The organism is Chromatiaceae bacterium (assembly GCA_024235395.1).
Lineage (GTDB): Bacteria > Pseudomonadota > Gammaproteobacteria > Chromatiales > Chromatiaceae > Thiosocius.
Genome location: JACKMK010000001.1, coordinates 328,721 through 351,647 on the forward strand (window position 1 = coordinate 328,721; position 22,927 = coordinate 351,647).

Annotated in this window: 21 protein-coding genes; 9 read left to right on the forward strand and 12 right to left on the reverse strand. The window is 65.7% G+C overall.

Annotated elements, in window-relative coordinates; all coding sequences use genetic code 11:
• The first annotated feature begins 136 nt into the window (after positions 1–136).
• Positions 137–1,261 carry a hypothetical protein gene (locus H6955_01510; protein MCP5312202.1) on the forward strand — a complete coding sequence of 375 codons (1,125 nt, stop codon included), beginning with the start codon at positions 137–139 and terminating at the stop codon, positions 1,259–1,261.
• A 99-nt stretch (positions 1,262–1,360) separates the two neighbouring features.
• Positions 1,361–1,900, forward strand: coding sequence for a response regulator transcription factor (locus H6955_01515; GenBank protein ID MCP5312203.1), 540 nt, complete (start codon positions 1,361–1,363; stop codon positions 1,898–1,900).
• A 34-nt stretch (positions 1,901–1,934) separates the two neighbouring features.
• On the opposite strand, the gene H6955_01520 is transcribed toward H6955_01515, so the two are convergent.
• From H6955_01520 to sufB, 6 genes are read right to left on the reverse strand one after another with little or no spacing between them, the layout of a single operon-like run.
• Positions 1,935–2,354 carry a SufE family protein gene (locus tag H6955_01520; GenBank protein MCP5312204.1) on the reverse strand — a complete coding sequence of 140 codons (420 nt, stop codon included), beginning with the start codon at positions 2,352–2,354 and terminating at the stop codon, positions 1,935–1,937.
• A 7-nt stretch (positions 2,355–2,361) separates the two neighbouring features.
• On the reverse strand, positions 2,362–2,688 hold the full coding sequence (locus H6955_01525) for an iron-sulfur cluster assembly accessory protein (protein MCP5312205.1): 327 nt from the start codon (positions 2,686–2,688) through the stop codon (positions 2,362–2,364).
• Between the two features lie 35 nt (positions 2,689–2,723).
• On the reverse strand, positions 2,724–3,089 hold the full coding sequence (locus H6955_01530; protein MCP5312206.1) for an SUF system Fe-S cluster assembly protein: 366 nt from the start codon (positions 3,087–3,089) through the stop codon (positions 2,724–2,726).
• Positions 3,090–3,092: 3 nt separating this feature from the next.
• Positions 3,093–4,439 (reverse strand): Fe-S cluster assembly protein SufD, encoded by a 1,347-nt coding sequence (gene sufD / locus H6955_01535; GenBank protein MCP5312207.1) that lies wholly within the window; start codon positions 4,437–4,439, stop codon positions 3,093–3,095.
• Positions 4,436–5,191: a Fe-S cluster assembly ATPase SufC gene (gene sufC, locus H6955_01540; GenBank protein ID MCP5312208.1), complete on the reverse strand. Its 756-nt coding sequence runs from the start codon at positions 5,189–5,191 to the stop codon at positions 4,436–4,438. Before sufC ends, sufD begins: the two co-directional genes overlap by 4 nt.
• Before the next feature lie 21 nt (positions 5,192–5,212).
• Positions 5,213–6,658 carry a Fe-S cluster assembly protein SufB gene (sufB, locus tag H6955_01545; protein ID MCP5312209.1) on the reverse strand — a complete coding sequence of 482 codons (1,446 nt, stop codon included), beginning with the start codon at positions 6,656–6,658 and terminating at the stop codon, positions 5,213–5,215.
• A 213-nt stretch (positions 6,659–6,871) separates the two neighbouring features.
• Here sufB and H6955_01550 point away from each other — a divergent pair, with 213 nt between their 5' ends.
• From H6955_01550 to H6955_01560, 3 genes are all read left to right on the forward strand, one after another.
• Positions 6,872–7,540 carry an ABC transporter ATP-binding protein gene (locus tag H6955_01550; GenBank protein ID MCP5312210.1) on the forward strand — a complete coding sequence of 223 codons (669 nt, stop codon included), beginning with the start codon at positions 6,872–6,874 and terminating at the stop codon, positions 7,538–7,540.
• Positions 7,537–10,044 (forward strand): FtsX-like permease family protein, encoded by a 2,508-nt coding sequence (locus H6955_01555; protein ID MCP5312211.1) that lies wholly within the window; start codon positions 7,537–7,539, stop codon positions 10,042–10,044. Before H6955_01550 ends, H6955_01555 begins: the two co-directional genes overlap by 4 nt.
• A 107-nt stretch (positions 10,045–10,151) precedes the next feature.
• The gene (locus H6955_01560) at positions 10,152–11,246 is read left to right on the forward strand and encodes a carotenoid 1,2-hydratase (GenBank protein ID MCP5312212.1); all 1,095 of its coding nucleotides are present in this window, start codon (positions 10,152–10,154) and stop codon (positions 11,244–11,246) included.
• Here the strand turns inward: H6955_01560 and H6955_01565 are convergent.
• Both H6955_01565 and H6955_01570 read right to left on the reverse strand, forming a co-directional pair.
• Positions 11,218–12,000, reverse strand: a complete 783-nt coding sequence (locus H6955_01565; GenBank protein MCP5312213.1) for a type IV pili methyl-accepting chemotaxis transducer N-terminal domain-containing protein — start codon at positions 11,998–12,000, stop codon at positions 11,218–11,220. The genes H6955_01560 and H6955_01565 overlap by 29 nt on opposite strands.
• Before the next feature lie 228 nt (positions 12,001–12,228).
• Positions 12,229–14,016 carry an SLC13 family permease gene (locus tag H6955_01570; GenBank protein ID MCP5312214.1) on the reverse strand — a complete coding sequence of 596 codons (1,788 nt, stop codon included), beginning with the start codon at positions 14,014–14,016 and terminating at the stop codon, positions 12,229–12,231.
• Positions 14,017–14,257: 241 nt separating this feature from the next.
• Between H6955_01570 and H6955_01575 the strand changes: the two genes are divergently transcribed.
• Positions 14,258–15,235, forward strand: a complete 978-nt coding sequence (locus tag H6955_01575) for a substrate-binding domain-containing protein (GenBank protein ID MCP5312215.1) — start codon at positions 14,258–14,260, stop codon at positions 15,233–15,235.
• Positions 15,236–15,376: 141 nt separating this feature from the next.
• Complete coding sequence (locus H6955_01580; GenBank protein ID MCP5312216.1) at positions 15,377–15,766, forward strand: hypothetical protein; 390 nt, start codon at positions 15,377–15,379, stop codon at positions 15,764–15,766.
• A gap of 21 nt (positions 15,767–15,787) precedes the next feature.
• Here the strand turns inward: H6955_01580 and H6955_01585 are convergent, their stop codons facing one another.
• The gene (locus H6955_01585; protein MCP5312217.1) at positions 15,788–17,371 is read right to left on the reverse strand and encodes an AAA family ATPase; all 1,584 of its coding nucleotides are present in this window, start codon (positions 17,369–17,371) and stop codon (positions 15,788–15,790) included.
• Between the two features lie 209 nt (positions 17,372–17,580).
• On the opposite strand from H6955_01585, the gene H6955_01590 reads away from it, so the two are divergent.
• Positions 17,581–18,294, forward strand: coding sequence for a class I SAM-dependent methyltransferase (locus H6955_01590; protein MCP5312218.1), 714 nt, complete (start codon positions 17,581–17,583; stop codon positions 18,292–18,294).
• A 73-nt stretch (positions 18,295–18,367) separates the two neighbouring features.
• The gene (locus H6955_01595) at positions 18,368–18,877 is read left to right on the forward strand and encodes a histidine phosphatase family protein (GenBank protein MCP5312219.1); all 510 of its coding nucleotides are present in this window, start codon (positions 18,368–18,370) and stop codon (positions 18,875–18,877) included.
• A gap of 10 nt (positions 18,878–18,887) precedes the next feature.
• On the opposite strand, the gene H6955_01600 is transcribed toward H6955_01595, so the two are convergent.
• The 3 genes from H6955_01600 to prpF all read right to left on the reverse strand — a co-directional run bounded on the left by H6955_01600 (position 18,888) and on the right by prpF (position 22,914).
• The gene (locus tag H6955_01600; GenBank protein MCP5312220.1) at positions 18,888–19,508 is read right to left on the reverse strand and encodes a YdbL family protein; all 621 of its coding nucleotides are present in this window, start codon (positions 19,506–19,508) and stop codon (positions 18,888–18,890) included.
• Between the two features lie 17 nt (positions 19,509–19,525).
• Positions 19,526–21,586 (reverse strand): hypothetical protein, encoded by a 2,061-nt coding sequence (locus H6955_01605; protein MCP5312221.1) that lies wholly within the window; start codon positions 21,584–21,586, stop codon positions 19,526–19,528.
• A 149-nt stretch (positions 21,587–21,735) separates the two neighbouring features.
• Complete coding sequence (gene prpF, locus H6955_01610) at positions 21,736–22,914, reverse strand: 2-methylaconitate cis-trans isomerase PrpF (GenBank protein ID MCP5312222.1); 1,179 nt, start codon at positions 22,912–22,914, stop codon at positions 21,736–21,738.
• Positions 22,915–22,927: the final 13 nt, after the last annotated feature.

Here is a 22,927-nt window from a genome sequence, read left to right on the forward strand (position 1 = left end):
CCGAGACCGGCTGCGGGTGGTGCCCATCTCTCGCCGGCGCCCCGGGTTGCCAGCCATCAAGACCTGTTCAGCGGCACGTTCGGTTCCGATCACGCCAACGACGCCGCAATGTCTGCACAATTGCAAGGAGCCAAAAATGAAGTTGAACAAATCAACCAGCGCGCTGACTGTCATCGCTTGTTCGTTGTTGAATCTGACATTCGCCGCGCCCGCCGCGGCGGACGGAAAAAGAGATTCCGTGTGCGAAAAGACCGCAAAGACGATGTACAGCGCCTGTCGGCTCGACACCTGGGATGACTACAACGTCGCCGAGGCCAACTGCATGAACCTGTCGGATCGCAGCGACCGGCGCGCCTGCAGCCGGGCCGCGCTGGCCGAGCGGCGCGAGGGTCTGGCGTCGTGCCGGGACCAGCTCGATGCACGCGAAGAGACCTGCGAGGTGTTGGGCGAAGACCGCTATGATCCCGACCCATTGCTCGACCCCGACATCGTCTTCGTCGAACCCGACGACGTCGACCCACAGCAGGCCAATCCCTTTGTCTCGGTCGTGAGCGGACATACCCACGTGCTGCGTGAAGGCGACGAGACAATCGTCGTGCACGTCACCGCGGACACCAAGGAGATCAACGGCGTGGCCTGCCGCGTCGTCGTCGATGCCGTGGTCGAGCAGGAGACCGACGAAACCGGGACCGAGGTCGAATACGCGCCGGTGGAGGTCACCGACGACTGGTTCGCACAGGACGTCGACGGCAACGTGTATTACTGCGGTGAACTGGCGCGCAATTTCGAAGACGGCGAGCTGGTCGACCTGGATGGCTCATTCAAGGCCGGGGTCGATCGCGCGAAGAGCGGGCTGCTGATCGCGGCGCAACCGCAGGTCGGGCTCGCCCACCGGCAGGAGTTCGCACTCGGCGAGGCCGAGGACGTCATCCAGTATGCCGATCTCGCTGCCCATCCCACCGACGACAACCCGCGCTTCCCCTGCGCGGCCGCCGGCGGATGTCTGCAGACGCTCGAATTCACGCCGTTGGAGCCCGATACCGCGGAGTACAAGTACTATCTGCCCGGGATTGGATTCGTAATGGCGGAGAAGCTCGAGGACGGTCTGGCAACCGGTGAACGCGCTGAACTCGTATGCACCGGCGATTCGCTCGACGTGCTGCACGACGCCGCCTGCGAGATCGCCGACCCCGAGGCACTGCTCGCCAGCCTCTGCCGCTTGTCACCGGACGCGTTCTGCACGGACCAGGACGAGCTCTGAGGTATGCTGAGTGTGTGCCCCGGGGACTGTGCCGCACGGCAGCCCCCGGGGCACCGCATGGCTTGACGGACGGATGGGCGCTCGGGAGGCCTCGGCACGATGCGGGACGTGGATCAGCGGCGGAAGAACTGGATCAGCGCGGCGGTGATCATCGTCGGCAGCGCACTGCTGATCGGACTCGAGATCATCGAGGACCCGGGTCTGAGCCTCGGTGAGATCCTCGTCGAACTGATTCAACCGGCGCTGATCATCTCGATCGCCGTCGGCATGGTCCGTCTCACCGACCAGGTGAGACAGCAACACGATCAGCAGCAGTTGCTGATCCGGGACCTGGAGACCGCGCGCGTCGAGGGTATGCGCTGGCGGGAACACCGGCGCGAACTGATGCGTGGTCTGAGCCAGGGTATCAGCGATCAATTCGATGACTGGGGACTGACGCCCGCCGAGCGCGAGGTCGGTCTGCTGATCCTAAAGGGACTGAGTTACAAGGAGATCGCCGTGCTGCGCGACGTCAGCGAGAAGACCGTGCGTCAGCAATCGTTCGCGATCTTCCGCAAAGGGCGATTGAGCGGCCGCGCCGCCCTGTCCGCCTATTTTCTCGAGGACCTGCTGATTCCGCCCCCGACACAGGGCCGCTGAAGGACTGCGCAATCGCGGACGGCATCCCGCCCGGTCAACCGCCGGTGAACGTGCGCGCCTGGGCCTTCATCAGCTCCACGATGGAGTAGATGCCGAAATGCCGGTTCGGGCTGAGATGGTCGGCGAGCTTCAATCGGTCGAACAGCTGATCGAGATCCATCGCCTCGATCTCCTGCGGCGTGTGGCCGCTGACCAGCTCGATCAAAAGCGCCAGCACACCCTTGATCACCGCGGTATCGCAGTCACCGACATACCTCAGGCGGTCGGGGTCGTCCGGGTCGCGCAGTGCGCACACCCAGACCTTGCTCATGCATCCCTGCACGCGGTTCTGTTCGGTGCGGTAACGCTCGTCGAGTGGTGGAAGCGCCTCGCCGAGTTCTACCAGGTAGGTGTAGCGCGCGTCCCAGTCGTCGAGGAACTCGAAGTTTTCGATGACCTCCTCGGGTGTCAGCATGCGCCGCTCATACGCTGAAGGATTCGCCGCAGCCACACATGTCCTTGACATTCGGATTGCGGAACTCGAAACCCTGGTTGAGCAGGTTGGTCTTGACGAAGTCCACGACCATGCCATCCAGGTTCGGCAACGATTGTTCATCGACCACTACCTTGACACCGTGGCTTTCGAACACCCGGTCGCCGTCCTTCACCGTGTCGGCATAGTCCACCACATAGGCAAATCCGGTACAGCCACTCTTCTTCGTACCGATACGCAGCCCCTCGCCGGCGCCGCGCTTGGCCAACTGCCCCGCGACATGGCGCGCGGCCGCCTCTGTCAATTCGATAGCCATTCTCGTTTCACTCCTGCCGGCGCTTTCAACCGGCATCAGAACATCCCCAATTCGAGCCGTGCCTCGTCGCTCATCCGACTCTGGTCCCACGGCGGATCCCAGACGAGCTCGACGTCGCAGTGGTCGACACCGTCGACCGACGCCACCGCCTGCGCCACCTGTCCCGGCAGGATGCCGGCTACCGGGCAACCGGGTGCGGTCAGCGTCATCTTTATCGCGATATCGCGTTCACCCACCGCATCGATCGCATAGATGAGCCCGAAATCGTAGACATTCACCGGGATCTCGGGATCGTAGACGGTACGCAGCGCCGCGATGATTTGCTCGAGACGTGCGTCCCCGGCAGGTCCGCCCTGGGTCGCTTCGTCGCCCATTACCGTGTCTTCGCTGGACGCCAACATGGGTCACACCTCGTCATCTTGCAACGTTTCCAACAGACGCTGGCTGAGCAGCGTCGCTGCGCGCGCACGTAGCGGCGCATGGTCGATACGATCGAGCACCTCCTGCGCGAATCCATGGCACAGCATCTGGCGCGCCTTGGCCTCGCCGATACCGCGCGAGCGCAGGTAGAACAGCATGTCGCTGTCGAGTTCGCCGACCGTGGTTCCGTGGCTGCACTTCACGTCGTCGGCGTAGATCTCCAGCTGCGGCTTGGTGTCCACCTCAGCGGCACGGGACAACATCAGATTGTCGTTGGCGAGTACAGCGTCGCTCTTTTGCGCGTCGCGTGCGACGACGATATGGCCGTCGAACACCACCCTGCCGCTGCCGTCGAGAATCCCTTTGAAGGTCTCGCGGCTGGTGCAATGCGGCACCTTGTGTTGCACGCTCAGATGCACGTCGGTCAACTGGCGGTCGCGCGCCAGCATCAGACCGTCGAGTTCAGCCTCGGCGCCTTCACCGGTGAAATCGACGTGCACCTCGGTACGTGACCAGGCACCACCCAGCGAGGCCTGTACCAGGCGATAACGACTGCCGGCGGCCAATCTGACCTGCAGGTCGCTGAGATGCTGCGCATTGCGACTCTCTTCCTGCAGGCGTCCATGGACCAGTTGGCTGTCTTCGCCCAACGCGACCTCGATCAGCGCATTGTTGAAGTACACGCCGTCGCCCAGGCCACAATAACGCTCGATCACTTCCACACGCGCACCCGGGTCGACAACGATCAGATGACGCGGATGCACGATCGCCGGTTCGTCCATGCCGACGCCGATATGCAGGATCTCGATCGGCCGGCCGGCATCGTGGGCACGCGGCACATGGATCAGAGCGCCATCCGACATCAACGCGCTGTTCAGCGCCGTGAACACCGTGCGATGTGCGGTGATCGCATCGAGCTGGTCGCGCAACACCTGTGGCAGGTTGTCTGCCATGCCCTGCAGGCTGCCGACCAGGATGCCGTCGTTGGTGCCGGGCACGGTACTGAGGGATGCGGCCAGGTGACCGTTGACGAACACCAGGCGCAGCGCGTCACTGTCCTGCAACAGCAGGTCCTCGATGTCCGCGGGCTGCAGCGCATCGAATGACTGCTCACGCATCGGGCGGTAGGTCGCCTGATCGAGAAATCCAATCGAGGTGTAGCGCCAGGCCTCCTGACGACGGTCCGGCAGCGGCAGGCCTGCAAACTCGGCAGCACCGCGTTCGCGCACCTGTTCCAACCATGCCGGGGTGCCGGTCAGGTTCGCCGCCCGCTGCCGGCCGGCACGCAGCACCTCTTTGAGATCGGTTCCGGTCGCCGTCACGTCGTTCATGCCGCCTCACCCTGACCGGTCAACCAGCCGTAGCCCTTGGCCTCGAGTTCCTTGGCCAGCGACTTGTCTCCGGAGCGCACGATCCGACCACCGGCCAGCACATGCACGTAATCCGGCTCGATGTAGTCGAGCAGACGCTGATAATGGGTCACCAGCACGATGGAGCGTTCTTCGCTGCGCAGCGCATTGACGCCGTCCGAAACGGTCCGCAGCGCATCGATATCGAGTCCCGAGTCCGTCTCGTCGAGGATCGCCAGTTTCGGTTCGAACACCGCCATCTGCAGGATCTCGTTGCGTTTCTTCTCGCCACCCGAGAACCCGGCATTGACCGGGCGTTTGAGCAGCTCGGGATTCATCGACACCATCGCGAGCTTTTCGCGCACCAGGCGCAGGAACTGCACCGAGTCCAGTTCCGGCTCGCCGCGTGCCTTGCGCTGCGCGTTCAGCGCCTCCTTGAGGAAGTGGGTATTGTTCACGCCCGGCAGTTCCACCGGGTATTGAAACGCCAGAAAGAGCCCGCGCACCGCGCGTTCCTCGGGTTCCAGGTCGATCAGGTTCTCGCCATCCAGCAGCACCTCCCCGGCCGTCACGCGATACCCCTCGCGACCCGCCAGGACGTGCGCCAGGGTGCTCTTTCCGGACCCGTTGGGACCCATGATCGCGTGAACCTCGCCACGCCCCACGTCGAGGTCGACACCCTTGAGGATCTCTTTGCCGTCCACCTCGGCGTGCAGCTGCTTGATCGACAACATCATCTGATTACTCTCCATCGGTTACCCCACCGCCCCTTCGAGGCTGATGGCGAGCAGCTTCTGCGCCTCCACGGCGAATTCCATCGGCAGCTCGTTGAATATTTCTTTGCAGAAGCCGTTCACGATCAGCGACACGGCGTTCTCCTCCGACAGCCCGCGGCTGCGGCAGTAGAACAGCTGGTCCTCGCCGATCTTCGACGTGGTGGCCTCGTGCTCTACCTTCGCGGTCGGGTTCCTGACCTCGATGTACGGAAAGGTATGCGCGGCACAGCGGTCGCCGATCAGCAGCGAGTCGCATTGCGTATGGTTGCGCGCGTTTTCGGCCTTCTGCGCCATGCGCACCAGCCCGCGATAGGCCTGTTGGCCGTTGCCGGTCGAGATGCCCTTGGAGACCACGGTACTGCGCGAGTTGCGTCCGATATGGATCATCTTGGTCCCGGTGTCGGCCTGCTGCCGACCCTTGGTCACCGCGACCGAGTAGAACTCGCCGATCGAGTCGTCGCCACGCAGCAGGCAGCTGGGGTACTTCCAGGTGATCGCCGATCCGGTCTCGACCTGGGTCCACGAGATCTTGGAGCGGGCCCCGCGGCAGTCGCCGCGCTTGGTCACGAAGTTGTAGATCCCGCCCTTGCCTTCGTTGTCGCCGGGATACCAGTTCTGGACCGTCGAGTACTTGATCTGGGCATCCTGCATCGCCACCAGTTCGACGACCGCGGCGTGCAGCTGGTTCTCGTCGCGCTGCGGCGCTGTACAGCCTTCGAGGTAGCTCACATAGCTGCCTTCGTCGGCGACGATCAGCGTGCGCTCGAACTGTCCGGTGTTTTGCGCGTTGATCCGAAAATAGGTCGACAGCTCCATCGGACAGCGCACACCCTTCGGGACGTATACGAAGGTGCCGTCGGTGAACACCGCAGCGTTCAGCGCGGCGTAGAAATTGTCGGTGTGCGGCACGACCGAACCGAGATACTCGCGCAACAGGTCTGCGTGATCGTGCATCGCCTCGGAGATGGAGCAGAAGATAACCCCGGCATCCGCGAGGTTTTTGCGGAAAGTCGTCGCCACCGAGACGCTGTCGAACACCGCGTCGACCGCGACACCCGCCAGTGCCTTCTGCTCCTCGATCGGGATGCCGAGTTTCTCGTAGGTGCGCAACAGTTCCGGGTCGACCTCGTCGAGGCTCTCCAGCGTCGGTTTCTTTTTCGGCGCTGCAAAGTACGAGATCGCCTGGAAATCGATCTGCGGATAATGCACCGCTGCCCATTGCGGCGCCTGCATCGTCAGCCAGTGACGAAACGCCTTGAGCCGGTATTCGAGCACCCATTCGGGCTCGTTCTTGCGCTGCGAGATCAGCCGGATGGTCTCCTCGCTGAGACCCGGCGGTATCACCTCGGTCTCGATCTCGGTCACGAACCCATGCTCGTAGCCCTTGCCGACCAGGGCGTCCATCTGTTTTATGGTCGAGCTCATCGCTGCAGTTAAATCCCAAGTGTTTTAGTCAGGTTTGTTTTTAGGGCCTGAACGGAGGAATTTCAATACGCCAAAGGTAGGGTTTAAGTCGTTTTTTGCTTGTGATCCGGCGTGGGCGCGGGCGTCGCCGGCCTCCCGGGGCCGCAACCCACCCTGTGGCACGGTTGGCGGTAACATCCGTCCGCAACGCCTCCAGGGATTCCGTCGCCGTCGATGCTGAAGGTCGAAAATCTGTGCAAACACTACCGCGCCGGCGACCGGTCGCATGCGGTCTTCACTTCACTCGACCTGCAGGTGGCACCGGCCGAGGTCGTCGCGCTGCTGGGCGCCAGCGGCAGCGGCAAGACCACCCTGTTGAACCTGCTGAGCGGCATCGACACACCCGACAGCGGGCGCGTGCTGATCGACGGCACCGACGTTCATGCGCAGCCCGAACCCGAGCGCACCCTGTTCCGCCGCCACCGGATCGGTTTCGTGTTCCAGTTCTTCAACCTCATCCCGACGCTGACGGTTGCCGAGAACATCGCGCTGCCCCTGGAACTGGTCGGTGGCGCCCCCCGGTCCAATGCGCAACGCGTCACCGGGCTGCTGGCAGCGGTCGGTCTGCAGGGCATGGCGGATCGCTATCCGGAGACCCTGTCCGGCGGTGAGCAGCAACGCACCGCGGTGGCGCGGGCCCTGGCCCACCGCCCCCAACTGCTGCTCGCGGACGAACCGACCGGCAACCTCGACGAGGACACCGCGGACGGTGTCATCGCCCTGTTGACCGGGATGGCGCGAGAACACGCAACGACCCTGCTGCTGGTCACCCACAGCGGGCGCGTCGCCGACGCCGCGGATCGCGTGTTGCGCCTGACCCACGGCCGGCTGGTCGATGCATGAAAGGGATCGCGGCACCGCTGCTGTTGCGCGCCGGTCTGCGCCACCTGGTGCACCATCGCTGGCAGGCCCTGCTGGCGCTGCTCGGGATCGCGATGGGCGTCGCCGTGGTGCTCGCGGTCGATCTGGCAAACAGTGCGGCGCGCGCGTCATTTGCTTTGTCCGCCGAGCAGCTGCGCGGCAATGCGACCCATCGTATCGTCGGGACCACCGGCGAGGTGCCCGAGGCGCTGTACCGGCGCCTGTTCACGACCCCCGGACACCCGCCGATGGCGCCGGTCATCCGCCTGCAGGTCGAGGTACCGGGAATTGGGCAACGCATGCAACTGATCGGCCTCGATATCTTTGCCGAGCGGGGCTTTCGCGACGCGCTCGGCGACAGCGTGCGCGGCCAGGCGTCGCTCGCCGACTGGCTGGGCGATCCGGGCGCCCTGGTGGTCAGTCGATCGGCGGCCGACGTCCTCGGATCGGACGTCGGTGACCCTGTGGTCGTCGGCTACCAGGGCCGACGGCAGACCCTGCGGTTGCTGGCGATCCATCCCGACCGACATCTGGCCAGCCGAGACCTGTTGCTGGTCGACATCGCGACTGCGCAGGCCCTCGGCGGTCGGCCGACGCATCTGAGCCACATCGACCTGATCCTGGATGCAGCGGCGCGCGACTGGGTCGCCGAGCGACTGCCGCCCGATCTGCAGCTGGTCGAGATCAGCGAGCAGATCGCCGGCATCGCACGCATGTCCGGTGCGTTCGAGTTGAATCTCACCGCCATGGGGCTGCTCGCGTTGCTGGTCGGCGTGTTCCTGATCTTCAACGCGATCAGCCTGGCGATCGTACAGCGCCGTCCCCTGCTCGGTCGGCTGCGCGCCCTGGGCGTGCTGCCGGGCGAGATCGCGGGCCTGGTGCTGGCGGAGGCGGCGATACTCGGCGGCATCGGCACCCTGCTCGGCGTGTTGCTCGGAATCTGGCTCGGCAATGCCCTGACCGCGATCGTCGCGGCGACCGTCAGCGAGCTCTACTACGAGGTCAGCGTCGCGGCTGCGCGACCCGATGCCTGGCTGTTGGCCAAGGCGACGCTGCTCGGGATGGGCGGCACCCTCGCCGCGGCCTGGTGGCCGGCGCGCGATGCGGCCGCGACCCCGCCGCTGACCACGCTGTCGCGTGCAGCCCTGGAACGCACCACGGTCACCCGTGTCGCACGTCTGGCGGCGGCCGGATCTCTGCTGGCCCTGCTCGGCCTGACGTTCGCGTTCCACGCGCCGGGCGGCGTCATCAGCGGTTTTGCCGGCCTGTTCATGCTGCTGCTGGGCGCCGCGCTGCTGACGCCGATGGCGCTGCGCGGCGTGCACCGCGTGCTGCGTCCGCTCGCCCGACGCGGTGTCTGGCGTATGGCGACGCGCGACCTCGATCGGCACCTGTCGCGCCTGGGCACCGCGACGGCGGCACTGAGTGTCGCGCTCGCCGCCAGTGTCGGGGTCGCGGTGATGGTGGAAAGCATGCGTGGTGCCGTCAGCAGCTGGCTCGACGATCTGCTGGCCGCCGACCTGTACATCGCCGCCGAGGGTTTCGACGACGGTGCGACGCTGCCGCCGACTGTGCTCGACGAGATCTCACGACTGCCGGGCCTGGCGGGGACAAGCCTGTACCGCAGCCGCACGCTGTCGCTGGACGGTGCGCCTTTGCGCCTGGTCGCCGCGGCACTCGCGCCGCGCTCACGCGCCGGCTTGCAGATGCTGGCCCGGGTCGAGGAGCCATGGACCCGCTACGATCAGGGCGCCGTGCTGATCTCCGAACCGCTGGCCCATCGCCTGGCGTTGAGCGCCGGCGACCGCCTGGTCCTGCCGACGCCGCAGGGTGAACGCGAGTTCCCGATCGCCGCCGTGGTGCGTGACTATGCCAGCGAACACGGCCGTGTGTTCATGCCGCTGGATCGGTACCGTGACCTGTGGTCGGACCCGCTGATCAATACGCTGGCGCTGTTCGGCGACAGCCCCGGGCCGACCGCGTTGCTGGATACCGCTCGTCGGCGGCTGTCGGCGCACCCCGGGCTGGTGTACACCGCGGCGCGCGAGATCCATGCCGAGTCGATGGCGGTGTTCGACCGCACCTTCCGTATCACCGAGGTGCTGCGCTACCTGTCGCTGCTGGTCGCGTTCATCGGTGTGCTCAGCGCCTTGATGGCGCTGCAGCTGGAACGCCGCAAAGAGTATGCGGTGCTGCGCGCCCTGGGCATGACGCCGTCACAGATCGCCGCGCTGATCACCCTGCAGTCCCTGCTGCTCGGCCTGCTCGCAGCCCTGCTGGCGATCCCGACCGGAATCGCGCTCGCCTGGGTGTTGACCGACGCGATCCAGGTGCGGGCATTTGGCTGGAGCATGGCGCTGCAACTGCCACCATCGCCGGTGTTGTTCACCCTGGTGCTGGGCTGCACCGCGGCGCTGCTCGCCAGCCTGTATCCGGCGTGGCGTTCCGCACGCCATGACCCGGCACCGCAGCTGCGCGAGGACTGAAGGTGCGCGTGCTCCACGGTCTGCTGTTGACGACGCTGCTCGCCGCCTGCGAACCGGGCACACAGGCGCCGTCGCCGCCGACAGCGCCGATCGCCGTCGCACAACGCATGGCCGCACCACCCGACCCCGGCTTCGCCCGTGCACTCGTACCACGGCCGTTCGTGTTCCCCGACGATCACGGCGCGCACCCGGCATTCGCGACCGAATGGTGGTATTTCACCGGCAACCTGCAGGACGACGCCGGTCGGCCGTTCGGCTACCAGCTGACATTCTTTCGTATCGGCCTGCGGCCCGGTACAGCACCCGCAGATTCGGCCTGGCGCAGTCACCAGTTGTACATGGCTCATCTGGCGATCAGCGACATCGCCGATCGCCGCCACCACAGCGCGGAGCGCTTCAGCCGCGCGGCGGCCGGACTCGCGGGCGCACATGTCTCACCGCTGGCGGTGTGGCTCGGTCCCTGGTCGATCCACTCGACCGGGGAACGGACATTCCCGCTACGCCTGCGCGCGCAGAGCGAGGGGTTCGCGCTCGATCTGCAGATCGAACGCGGACCCAAGGCACTGGTGCCGCAGGGCGAGCGCGGTCTTTCGCGCAAAGGTGCGGCACCGGGTAATGCCTCGTACTACTACTCGCTCACCCGCCTGCCGACCCGTGGCGAACTGCGAATCGGCGAACGTCGCCACACCGTCAGCGGCAACTCGTGGTTCGACCGCGAGTGGTCGAGTTCCGCCTTGGCCGCCGACCAGGCCGGGTGGGACTGGTTCGCCTTGCAGCTCGACGACGGCCGCGACCTGATGTTCTACCGGATGCGTGGGACCGACGGTAAGGCGCAACGCTTCAGCAACGGCGTACTGGTCGATGCCGAGGGGCAGGCTCAGAGACTCGATGCGGCCCAGGTCGATGTCACGCCCGACTATTTCTGGCGCAATGAGGATGGCGTAGGTTATCCGCTCGGTTGGCACCTGAGAGTACCGGCGCACGGCCTCGATCTGCGGATTCGCGCCCGGTTCGACGACCAGGAGATGCGGCACGCCGTGCGTTACTGGGAAGGGGCCGTCGGCGTCAGCGGCAGCCACGCCGGGGTCGGCTACCTCGAGCTGAGCGGTTACGGGCAACGCCCCCAGGACGGTGCGACGTCGCTATCCGAGGAACGGCACGCAGACCGGGCGGTCAGTACAGACCGGCATACATCGCAGTGATCTCGTTCATCTGACCGAGTATGCGGTTCATCGAACGGGTGACCAGCCAGGGAACCCGGGTGTTGTACTTCTTGCTGAAGTCGCTGATCTTGAACACGCCCCAGTTCTTCGCGACGTCGGCCAACGCAGCATCGACCTCGGGTGTGTTGATGTCCGCCCTCTGCAGGGTCTTCAGCGCATCGCTGAACTGCTCGACAGCGCTCCGGTACTGGGTCGCGAGGTGATCCTGCTCGACGCCCCAGGTCTGCAGCAGGTAGATCTTAGCGATGCGCTGCGACAACATGCGCTGCCGCCCCGCGATGTTGACCAGTTTCCCTGCCACCGTACCCGAGCGCTTCTCCAGCAGCAGCACCAGCTGATGTGATTCGCCAAGCAGCTGTTCGGCCAGGTCGTTGAGGTCTCCGGCCCGTGTGCGTTCCGGTCCACCGGACAGCCGTTCGCGCAGATCGCTCCACAGGTGCGTGATCCTGTCGATCTGCGCACGCTCCTCGGCGTTCGCCGCAAACGCCGTGAGTTCTGTCAGCTGTGCATCGTAGAGCGTGGCCGCGGCGTGCAGTTCGTGCTCTGCATCGTCGCCCAGTTTCATCCCGGCCAGCGCGTACGCCTTGATCATGCGCTGGGTCAGCATGCGCTGCCGACCGGCCTTGTTGATCGCGTCGCCCATGGTCAACACCTGCGCCTGCGCCGCGTCGACGACACCCGTGAGAACCGTGAGGACAACCGCCAAGGCCCAGATCCATCTGATACGTTGCATCGTTCGCTCCCTGATCGACTGAAGGCAATCCGCGTTTCTGCGAGCACCGCGTTCGCGCGGGCTTTCAAAAGGTAGTCGGCGCGTCGTGGCCAGGCTTGACGGTTCGTGGACCGGCAAACTTTGACGCAGTTAACAGATGCAGGGCACGAGGCATGAGCTTCGCACGCGGCCTCCACCGCAACGCGCCGGTGGCCAGCCGCGGGCGTCGTCGCGCTCGCCGGCGGTGATTCAGAAATGCCAGACGTGGGGGACCAGCGCGACCGTGAGCACCCCGACCAACAGGGTCAGCGGCAGGCCGATACGCACGAAGTCACCGAATCGATAGCCGCCGACGTTGAACACCATCAGGTTGGTCTGGTAGCCGATGGGCGTCGCGAAGCTGGTCGAGGCCGCGACCATCAACGTGATCACGAACGGCTCGACACTGACCTGCATCGAGGTCGCCGCCTGCAGGGCGATCGGAAACACCAGTACCGCGGCGACATTGTTGGTCGCGAATGACGTCAGCAGTGACGTCGCGACGAAGATCAATGCCAGTGCGGTCAGCGGGTCCGCGTGCGCGAGACCGATCAGCGTACCGGCAAGGAACGACGCCGCGCCGGTCGTCTCGAGCGCGGCGCCGATGCCGAACGAGGTCGCGATCACCACCAGCACCTGCCAGTCGGGTGCGCGTCGGGCGGTGCGGCCGTCGGTACACCCGGTCACGATCATCATGCCGGCGGCCAGCAAGGCCGCCTGCAGCATACCGAGCACGCCGCCGACCACCATTGCAACCATGCCGATGACGATGCCGATCGCGGTCAGCGCCTTGTCGTGTTGCAGCGGATGCGTATCGCCGAGCTGGCTGATCAGCAGGAAATCGCGTGAGTTGCGCTGTTGCTCGACGAACGAGGGCCGGCATTCGAGCAGCAAGGTGTCGCCGGCACGCAGCTCGATGTCGCCGATCTTGCGCCTTACCCGTCCACCGTTGCGATGCAGGGCCACGATCACCGCGCCATAGCGGGTGCGAAATCGCCCTTCGCGCACCCCCTTGCCGACGAGTGGACAGCTGTCCGAGAGCACCGCCTCGACAAAACAGCGTCCGTGGCGGGCGCCGCCGAGCTTGAAGACCTGGTCGGTGGCCGGCAGCAGGCCACGGGTGCGCTGCAGATCGAGTACCGAGTCGAGGATGCCGGCGAACACCAGCCGATCGCCCGCCTGCAGCCTTTCCTGTGATGAGACCGCCGGGATGCACTGGCCGGCACGGTCGATTTCGACCAGAAACAGGCCGGGCAACTGCCGCAGACCGGCCTCCTCTATGGTCTCCCCGACCAGGGGGCTGTCGACCGGCACCAACATCTCGGCGGTGTACTGGCGCACGTCGGCGTAGCTCGCCGCCGCGGACACGCGTCGCGGCAGCAGCCATTGACCGGCAGTGAGCAGGAACAGCGTCACCACGGCCACCACGGGGATTCCGATCCACAGCAGATCGAAGAACCCGATCCCGGGTGCACCCGTGCGCGCGGTGTACAGACCGTTGACCACCAGGTTGGTGCTGGTACCGATCAGCGTGCAGGTGCCGCCGGCGATGCTCGCGAAACTCAGAGGGATCATCAACCGGGACAGCTCGAGCCGGTGACGCTTGGCCCAGTCCTGTACCGCGGGGATGAAGATCGCGACCACCGGGGTGTTGTTGATGAATGCGCTCAGTGCCGCGACCGGCGCCATCAGGCGCAGACGTGCATGGGTATCCGAGCGTGGACGGCCAAGCAGCGACTGCACGATCCATGCAACCGCACCGGTCTCGGTCAGACCGGTCACGACCACGTAGAGCACCGCGACCGTCAACATCCCCTCGTTCGCAAATCCGATGAGGCCCTCGGCCGGTGTCACGACGCCGACGATCAACAGCAGTGACAGTGCCGCGGACGTCACGATGTCCGGTGCGATACGGGTGAATGCGAACAACAGGAAACTGGCCGTGGTGACACCGAGGGTGAACCAGCCTTCCCAGCCCGGTGTTGAAGGTATGTCCAAGGTAGAGGATCCGTCGTTGACTGCACCTGGCGACGACAACTGCCGCGTCCCGGTGCAGGAGTCTGTCGGCGGCGCTATCCGGCGTCAACCGGCCTCCGGTCGATCATCACCCCCGATAGGTTTGGAATATTCGTCGCACAGGCACGTCCACCCACACGAGGGCCGCGACCGAAAATGCGACCGTCACGCCAGCGTCACGCACGGGTGGCCTGCGGATAACAACGAACTGGAGGAGAAATCGATGACGATATTGACAAGCGGACTCACCCGCGGCCTGACGGCATTGCTGATCGGGATGGCCGCCGGCGTTTCCCAGGCCGCCGAAGATGCCGGGCATGGCTCGGACTATCGCACTTTCCATACCGATGGGACGATCGGCTACGGACAGATCGGCGACTCGTATACCGCCGACCTCGTGATGTACCTCGCCGGCAATCAGTTCATGGTGATGGAGGAGCTGATCAAGGATTTTCAGGGCAAACATCCGGATATCGCGACCGTGTATGTCGAGACCATTCCACCGGGTCAGATCCTGCAGGGCCAGCTGCTGAAGCAGGGCCAGATCGAAGGAAAGGACACCGCGATGAATCCGGACCTCTATGCCAGCGTCAATCTGAACCACCTGAAGAAGCTGCGCACGCTCGACAAGATGGACAGCTACAAGATCTACGTACGCAACCGATTGGAGCTGATGGTCGCTGCGGGCAATCCCAAGGGTATCAAGGGCGCGGAGGACCTGGGCCGCGACGACCTGGTGCAGTCGCATCCGAACCCGCTCACCGAGGGCATTTTCAAATTCTACGGCTCGGAGATGCTGAAGGATCTCGGCCTGTACGAGAAAGTCACCGGCGGCGCCCAGTGCAAGGGCTGCTGGGCGGTACCGGGCAAGACCTGGTTCACGCAACGCCACCACCGCGAGACCCCTCACCGCATCGAGCAGGGTGAGGCGGATGTCGGTATCGTCTGGACCACCGAGGTCGCCCACGCGAAGGCCGAGGGGCGCAAGATCGATGGTGTGCCGATCGCCGCGCCGTACAACAAGCAGGACAAGGTCGCCTACGCGATTGGCCCGTACAAACCGGGCCGCAACCCGGACAACGCGATGCGTTTCCTCGACTACCTCGCGACCACCGACGCACAGGACATCTATGCCAAGTATGGTTTCGTGCGCGCCACCGCCGAAGAACTGCAGCTGAAGCCGATCCCCAGCGCGAAATAATCGCTGCGCATTGCCGGTGCGTCGCCATGGCGGCGCACCGGCCCCCGCGTGGACCGACGAGGTACCACCGACAGATCGTCCACTGAATCGGTCGATTTGAGTATCATCGGTACATTCACGGACGACCCGACGAAACGATCGATGTCATTGCACAACGCGGGTGCCTGGACGCTCACGGTCCTGTCGCTGGTCGCTGGCCTGGCAGCCAGCATTGCGAGCGACGACTGGACCTGGTTCTCGCGCGCAGGCGCCGCGGTGGTCGCGGTCGGTATCGTGCTTACCTCGCACCAGATCTTCGAACACAATCGCCGCCTGCTCGATTACCAGCGTCGCGGACTGCGCAGTAGCCGGTCCGAGGCGCACGGTCCACATGCCCAGGACTGGGCGAACGAAAACAGCATCCGCCAGTTGATTCGCGCGCGCAGTCGCGAGGAAGAGACCTGGCGCAGTGAGTTCAGCGGGTTTCGCATGCTGGTCGGGGGCACCCTGGTCTGGGGATTTGGCGACCTGCTCGGGGTACTGTTCCGCTGACTGTCCGCAGGCGACCGTCGCTCAGCCGGCCAGCAGCGCTCTGAGCCGCTCCACCGGAAGCGGGTGCTCGGGCCCCACGGTCAGGCTGTGTGCCTTTTCCGCTTCATCCAGGGGTTCTGCGGTGGCCAGTTGCGCGTCCAGCACCGCGAGGTCGGCGTCCGAGACGTTGCCGGCCGCCGTGCGACGCCGCTGGATACGATCGCGCAACAGCGTCCGCGGCGCGTCACAGTCGATGATCACAAACGGCACCCGCAGGTCCGCCGCGAGCGCCCGGAATCGGGCTCGCTGCGCCGCTCGCAGGAAAGTGGCATCGACGATGGCGACGTAGCCGGCCGCGATCACGGTGCATGCGAGATCGGCAAGCCGCCCGTAGGTACGTTCGGTCACTTCCGAAGAGTAGCCGCCGATGTCGGTGGCATCACTGTGCGGATCGATGCCGAGCAGGCGCTTGCGCTCGACGTCGGAGCGTAGTCGAACCGCCCGCAGGTCCCCGGGCAGGCCGGCGGTGACATGACTCTTGCCGCTACCGGAGGCGCCATGGGTGATGACCAGTCCACCACGCGCCGGCGCGGTCAACCGGGCCGCCAGATCGAGATAGCTCACGAGTTCGCCATTGGCCGATTCACGCTCGAGCGGTGTCAGCTCCTGCTGCAGGCGTATCGCCGCGATCTTCGCGCGCACCAGCGCACGGTAGACCTCGTAGAACTGCAGCACGCCGAGTGCGGCATAGTCGCCGCTTTCGTGCAGGTAGGTATCGAGAAAGCGAAACGCGAGGGCGGGAAGCGCGCGGTGGTGCAGGTCCATGGTCAGGAACGCGATGTCGTTCGCGGTATCGATCCAGCGCAGTCCGGCGTTGAACTCGATCGCATCGAACACCACGGGTTCGCCGGCGATCAGCGCGACGTTGCCGAGGTGCAGATCGCCATGACATTCGCGCACCCGCCCGTCGGCCTTGCGCGACCGCAGGACCGGCTCGAGCCGTTCGAATCGCTGTTGTGTCCACGTCTCCAGGGTGTCCAGTTGCCCTGTGCCGGCGGCCGCGGCGGCGCGGATCTGCACGAAATTCTGCTGCATCGGCTGCAGCGCGACCGCCGGGTCTCCGTACGGCTCGGACGGAGCACATACGGCCGCATCGCGATGGAATGCCGCCACGCGCTGCGCCAGGCTTTCGATCAGTCGCGCATCGATCGGCACCTCGGGATTGGCCAGGATCGCATCCGGGTCGAAGCGCCGCATGCACACGGCCCAGTCGATCACCGGCCCGTCGCCGTCCACCTGCGGTGACCCGATCGATCCGCTGATCGCCGATACACCGAGGTAGATCTGCGGCGCCAGTCGGCCGTTGAGCCGCAGCTCCTCGCGACAGGCCCGTTCGCGCGCGTCCAGGCTGAGGAAATCGAGAAAACCGAGGTCGAGCGGCTTCTTCAGCTTGTAGGCGCGTTCTCCGGCCAACACAACGGTCGAGATATGGGTGTCGATGCGACGCCGCTCACCACCACCCTGTGGCCAACGCTGCGGATCGAGCAGCGAAACGACCAATGCCTCGTGCTGCGCCAGGGTCGCCACTGAGTTGCCAGATGCAGGCGTTCGTCGCTCGTCACTCATCAGCGTGGTCCTCGTTCGGCCGGCGTTGACCTTCCGGCAGTTTGCCATGTACCGCGCCGGAATCGACTGCAGTCGCCGTCGCCGCCCGCTCGGCGCGATTGATCCAGATCATGCGTCATGGAAATCGCCGCGCATTGAGAACACGCATTGTCAGACGGCCGGCGGCATGCATACACTGGTGCGAAAAACTTTCGGAGCTTTCCCCGATGATGCAGATTGCGCGCGGTGGCTCACTGCCCCGCACTTCCGATTTCGAGTTGATCGGCAGGTTGTTACCCCTCGAGGGAACGCGCCTGCTGGAGCTCGGTTGCGGTGCCGCGTTCACGACGCGCCGCCTCGCGGAGACCTTTGCGTTGCGCGAGATCGTCGCGATGGAGGTCGACCGGATCCAGCACGAGAAAAATCTGTTGATCCCCGACCTGCCCAACGTCACCTTCACGTTCGGCGGTGCCGAGGCGATCGGCCTGCCCGACGAAATGGTCGACGCGGTCATCATGCTCAAGTCGCTGCACCACGTCCCGGTCGAGGCGATGGACACTGCGTTCAGTGAGATCGCCCGGGTGCTGCGTCCCGGCGGCATGGCATACATCTCGGAACCGGTCTACGCGGGTGAATTCAACGAGATCCTGCGCCTGTTCAACGACGAACGGACCGTCAGGGAGGCGGCGTTCGAGGCGACGCGCCGCGCGGTCGACGAGCGGGCGTTCGACCTCCAGGAGGAGATCCATTTCGCGACGGTCACCCGGTTCGAGGGGTTCGAGGAATTCGAAAGCCGGATCATCGGTGCGACCCATTCGACGTTCGATATCGACGACGCGCTGCTCGAACGGATCAGGGAGGCATTCCTGCCGCATGTCGCGCGCGACGGCATCGCCGAGTTCGTCAATCCGATGCGGCTCGACCTGCTGCGCAAACCGGATTGAGGCAGACCGACACCCCCGAGCGGAGGTTCGTGTTAGCGTAACGCGACCGATAGCGTCACAGGTCAAGCCGACGATGCCTACCCTGATCCTGTTCCGACACGGCAAGTCCGACTGGAATGCCGACTATGCGAGCGATCATGAACGCCCGTTGACGCAACGCGGCAGGGAAGCGGCACGCCTGATGGGCCGCCTGCTGTGGCAGTCCGGTCAATTGCCCGATCTGGCGGTCAGTTCGACCGCGGTGCGCGCACGGGACACCCTCAGGCACGCCGCACAGGCCGGGCACTGGCACTGTCCGACACGCATCGAGCGCGCGCTTTACGAGACCACGGCCGCCGATACGCTGGCCTGGGTCCAGGCGCTCGACGAGAACCCGGACTGCCTGTTGCTGACCGGCCATGAGCCGACCTGGTCCGACCTGGCCGGCCGCCTGATCGGCAACGCGACGATCCGCTTTCCGACCGGCGCCATGTTGCGCATCGATTTTGCCGCCCCGTCCTGGTCGGCGGTCGGTTTCGGCGACGGCGAGATGCGCTGGCTGGCGACGCCGAAACTGCTGCAGAAGGTGAAGGGGCGCGGCTGACGCGGGTGCTTCAGCGCTGCTTCCAGGCGCCGCCCGCGTCCTGGTACCAATAGCCCTTGAGGGCCTCCTGTACCCAGACCTTCGCAAAGGTCGAGCGCACATCGGCCTCCCACTCCGGGTGTCCGTTGGCGCGGGCGATCTCGCGGTACAGATTCGCGCGGTCGGCATTCTCGTCCGCCACCAGCTTCTTCACCTTGTTGCGCTCCGGCAACGGCACCGCATTGAGATCGCGAATCGCATCCGAACCGTTGTTGTCGAAGCCGACCGCACCGCTGCGGTAGTAAGGCGCAAGCGCCGCCTGGCGTTGCTTCATGCTGCCGCGGATCGCGCTGATCGCCGGCGTGCTGATATTGATGTCGGCCTGGGCCGCATGCGCCGCCGGCACCAGCGCCTCGAGCACGCGGCCGAAGGCCAACGCCAAGGGATGGATCCCATGGCTACGCGATTCACCCTTCTGTTCCGGGGCCGGCTGCGCCGGCGGTGCCGGTTCCGCCTGATCGCTTTTGAGTACATCGCGCACGATGGTACGCGCCGCCTCTTCGGCCGCCGCGGCGGGGAAGTAGATATTGATCGTCACGCAGGCCGTGAGCGCCAACAGCATCAATGGAAAACCGAATACCTTCTTGACCATGCGTCACCCTTCCCCGCTCATTTGACCTGTGCCCCTTCGACCCGGATCTGCCGCAGACGTTCCACGAGTTCCTTCCAGGCCACGCTGCGGTTGCGCCCGATCACATCGATACGCGGCAGCCCCGCTCCCTTGACAAGGTAATAGCCGCCATCCGGGCGCGCAAGACCGTCGATCTGGGCGCGTTCGCCGTCGAGCGCAATGCGCAGGTCGATGCGATCGTAACGGAACTCGTCGAACACGCTCAGCACGGTACTCGACAGCCCGGCCGGGATGCCGCTGCCCAGCTCGGTGAGGTTCTCGACCGCCCGCTGGCTGATCCGGTGACGTGAATCGTCGCCGGCCGGTGTGTACAGGTGCATTCCGAAATGTGCCGGCTGCCATCCCACCAGTTGCAGACCTTCCACGTCGCCGTCGAGTTGTCCCTCGATGCGCCCGAACGAAAAGGTGTTGGTCAGCGCTTCGAGGTTCAAACCGCGCAGGGTCGCATCGGCCGAGAGTACCGGCGCCGCGCCGAAAGGTTCCTGGATGCGCAGGCCGGTGACCCGCACCTCGCCGCCGAAGGCGCTCATCTCCAGCCCACCGCCGATCGTGAACACCTGGTCCGCATAGCGCATGTCGCGCAACTGACCGGTGACGACGCCACCGAACGGGGGCCACTGCAGTGCCGCGGTCAACTGCTCCAGGGACACGCCATGCAACGACGCGCTGGCCTGCCAACGTGTCGCCGAATCGGCCACCAGCGCGCCATTCAACACGAAACTGTCGAGCGCCACCTCGCCACCCAGCAGGGGTACGACCACCGGTTCGAGCAGTTCGAACCGCTCGCCGGCGAATCGCGCCCGGATCGCGAAGCCACCGGTCGGTATGCGGTACAGCGCGGCGTCGGCAATCTCCAGGCGCGATACCGACACCTCGCGGTTGCGCTCCCAGGCGACGCTGCCGCTGGTTCGGCCCAGGGTGAATCGACCCCGTTGGTCCGACAGCGCCAGGTCATGCAGCTGCAGACCTGCCTGTTCGACGCCCCGGCTGTCGAAATGCAGCACGACCCCGACCTGTCCACCGACCTGCATGTCGTCGACGGCGCTGCCGATCAGGAAGGGCTGCAGCAGACGCCGGTACAGGCGCCCGGCGTCGTCGCTCTGCGCGGCGATCGTCAGGTCTTCGACCGCCATCTCGGCGCCGCCGAAGCGCCCCGTCCCCGAGACGTGCGCGGTCTGCGCAAGCAGCACGGACCAGCTGTCCAGGTTCAGCCGCGCCGGGTCCTGCGACCAGCGTCCGGTGACCGTGGCCTCGATCGCCCCCTGCGCCGCGTCCAGGTACAGCGGGTCGCTGTACAGAGCGCCACCGGGCCACGCGAGGCGCGCGTCGAACCGCCAGTCCGCGATGTCGCGTTGCGCGTCGATATGGAGTTTCGCGTTGATGTTTTCGGCGGCCTGTAGACCATCCGGGGACGCGTAGCTCCACTGGTCGAACGCGAGCTCGGCGCTGAGCCGTTGCGGCGACGCCGCTGCGCCGGTGATCTCGAGCGAGCCGCTCGTGCGACCCTTGATCTGCCAGTCGCGCGGCAGTTCCAACGCCCGGCCGAGTGGTCCGATCCGGGCGAGCGCGACACGTTTTGGTTGCACACGGAGGGTCCAGGCATCGTCGTGCCGAGTCAACGTGATGGCGACCTCGCCACCGGCGAGCGCCAGCTTCGGAATCGTCAGCTGGGCATCGCCCTCGGGTGCATAGGTGCCCTGCCAGGTGGCGTCCTGTGCCTGCAGCGGTGAATCGTCGACCTGCAGCCGGCCATCGCCGCATGCCCAGCCACCGGCATCGTGCAGGGCGTTCGGGCAGGTCAGTCGCAGGCCATGTACGGAGCCATAGTCGTCCGGCAGCGACAGCTCGGCGAGCTCGATCGACAATGCCAGGACGTCCGCTGCGGTTTCGGTGACGTCGATGGCGATGCCATGCGCGGCCCAGCTGTCTGCCTGGATGTCTTCGACCGCGAATGCGAAACGCAACGCCGCGATGACCGGCACGCTCGGCAATGCCAGCACGCCGACAAGGATCGCCGAGTACCACGCGGTGCGCTTCACCTGCCGCAATGTGCGGCGACCGGCCACATGCGTCAAGTCCCGTTGGCGGGGCCTGTGACCGCACAGTCAATGTATGAAGGTCGCCGGGGATCCGGCAGCGGCGACCGCGTCCCCGGATTCCCGCTGTTCGCGGGGCGCCGCACCGGTGATCAGTAGGCGTCGCCCGGAATCCGCACCCACCCCTCCATGAGCACGCGTGCGCTGCGGCTCATGACGACCTTGTCGACCGCCCAGCTACCGTCGCGCCGGCTCGCACCGGCACCGACGCGCAGCGTACCGGACGGATGGCCGAAGGTGACCGCATCGCGATCACCGCCGCCCGCGGCCAGATTGACCAGGGTGCCCGGGATCGCCGCGGCCGTGCCGATCGCGACCGCCGCGGTGCCCATCATCGCGTGGTGGAGCTTGCCCATCGAGAGCGCGCGCACGTTCAGATCGATGTCGCGGGCGTGGATCTGTTTGCCGCTCGAGGCCCGGTAGTCCCGCGCCGGGGCGACGAACGCGACCTTCGGCGTATGCTGACGCGCGGCCGCCTGTTCGACGCTGTCGATAAGGCCCATGCGTACCGCACCATGGGCACGGATGGTCTCGAAAGTGGCCAGTGCCTGCGCATCACCGTTGATCGCCTCCTGCAACTCAGTGCCGGTGTAACCGATGTCCTCGGCGTTGACGAAGATCGTCGGGATGCCCGCATTGATCAGCGTCGCCCGCAAGGTGCCGACCCCGGGCACCGCCAAGTCATCGACGAGATTGCCGGTCGGAAACAGCGCGCCGTCGGCGTCCGCGGGATCGAGGAACTCGATCCGCACCTCGGCCGCCGGGAAGGTCACCCCGTCGAGTTCGAAGTCGCCTGTCTCCTGGACCTCGCCATCGGCGATCGGCACGTGGGCGATGATCGTCTTGCCGATGTTGGCCTGCCAGATACGCACCACCGCGGTGCCGTTCGGCGGCACCCGTGCCGCATCGACCAGACCGCTCGCGATCGCGAACGACCCGACCGCCGCCGTGAGGTTGCCGCAGTTGCCGCTCCAGTCGACGAAGGGTTTGTCGATCGAGACCTGTCCGAACAGGTAGTCGACATCGTGATCCGGCCGGGTGCTCTTCGACAGGATCACCGTCTTGCTGGTGCTCGAGGTCGCGCCGCCCATGCCGTCGGTGTGCTTGCCGTACGGGTCCGGGCTGCCGATCACGCGCAGCAACAGGCGGTCGCGGGCCTCACCCGGCGCCTGGGCGGCTGCCGGCAGGTCCTCCAGTCGGAAGAACACGCCCTTGCTGGTGCCGCCGCGCATGTAGACCGCCGGGATCCGTACCTGGGGTGCAAAAACCATGTTCGTCGTCTCC

Coding starts and splice junctions, on each gene's coding strand:
- H6955_01580 (MCP5312216.1), top strand. CDS start 15,377: ATGTCATTGCACAACGCGGGTGCCTGGACGCTCACGGTCCTGTCGCTG.
- H6955_01595 (MCP5312219.1), top strand. CDS start 18,368: ATGCCTACCCTGATCCTGTTCCGACACGGCAAGTCCGACTGGAATGCC.
- sufC (MCP5312208.1), bottom strand. CDS start 5,191: ATGTTGTCGATCAAGCAGCTGCACGCCGAGGTGGACGGCAAAGAGATC.
- H6955_01575 (MCP5312215.1), top strand. CDS start 14,258: ATGACGATATTGACAAGCGGACTCACCCGCGGCCTGACGGCATTGCTG.
- H6955_01530 (MCP5312206.1), bottom strand. CDS start 3,089: ATGTTGGCGTCCAGCGAAGACACGGTAATGGGCGACGAAGCGACCCAG.
- sufD (MCP5312207.1), bottom strand. CDS start 4,439: ATGAACGACGTGACGGCGACCGGAACCGATCTCAAAGAGGTGCTGCGT.
- H6955_01515 (MCP5312203.1), top strand. CDS start 1,361: ATGCGGGACGTGGATCAGCGGCGGAAGAACTGGATCAGCGCGGCGGTG.
- H6955_01510 (MCP5312202.1), top strand. CDS start 137: ATGAAGTTGAACAAATCAACCAGCGCGCTGACTGTCATCGCTTGTTCG.
- sufB (MCP5312209.1), bottom strand. CDS start 6,658: ATGAGCTCGACCATAAAACAGATGGACGCCCTGGTCGGCAAGGGCTAC.
- H6955_01565 (MCP5312213.1), bottom strand. CDS start 12,000: ATGCAACGTATCAGATGGATCTGGGCCTTGGCGGTTGTCCTCACGGTT.
- H6955_01590 (MCP5312218.1), top strand. CDS start 17,581: ATGCAGATTGCGCGCGGTGGCTCACTGCCCCGCACTTCCGATTTCGAG.
- H6955_01555 (MCP5312211.1), top strand. CDS start 7,537: ATGAAAGGGATCGCGGCACCGCTGCTGTTGCGCGCCGGTCTGCGCCAC.
- H6955_01550 (MCP5312210.1), top strand. CDS start 6,872: ATGCTGAAGGTCGAAAATCTGTGCAAACACTACCGCGCCGGCGACCGG.
- H6955_01525 (MCP5312205.1), bottom strand. CDS start 2,688: ATGGCTATCGAATTGACAGAGGCGGCCGCGCGCCATGTCGCGGGGCAG.
- H6955_01560 (MCP5312212.1), top strand. CDS start 10,152: ATGGCCGCACCACCCGACCCCGGCTTCGCCCGTGCACTCGTACCACGG.
- prpF (MCP5312222.1), bottom strand. CDS start 22,914: ATGGTTTTTGCACCCCAGGTACGGATCCCGGCGGTCTACATGCGCGGC.
- H6955_01520 (MCP5312204.1), bottom strand. CDS start 2,354: ATGCTGACACCCGAGGAGGTCATCGAAAACTTCGAGTTCCTCGACGAC.
- H6955_01585 (MCP5312217.1), bottom strand. CDS start 17,371: ATGAGTGACGAGCGACGAACGCCTGCATCTGGCAACTCAGTGGCGACC.
- H6955_01600 (MCP5312220.1), bottom strand. CDS start 19,508: ATGGTCAAGAAGGTATTCGGTTTTCCATTGATGCTGTTGGCGCTCACG.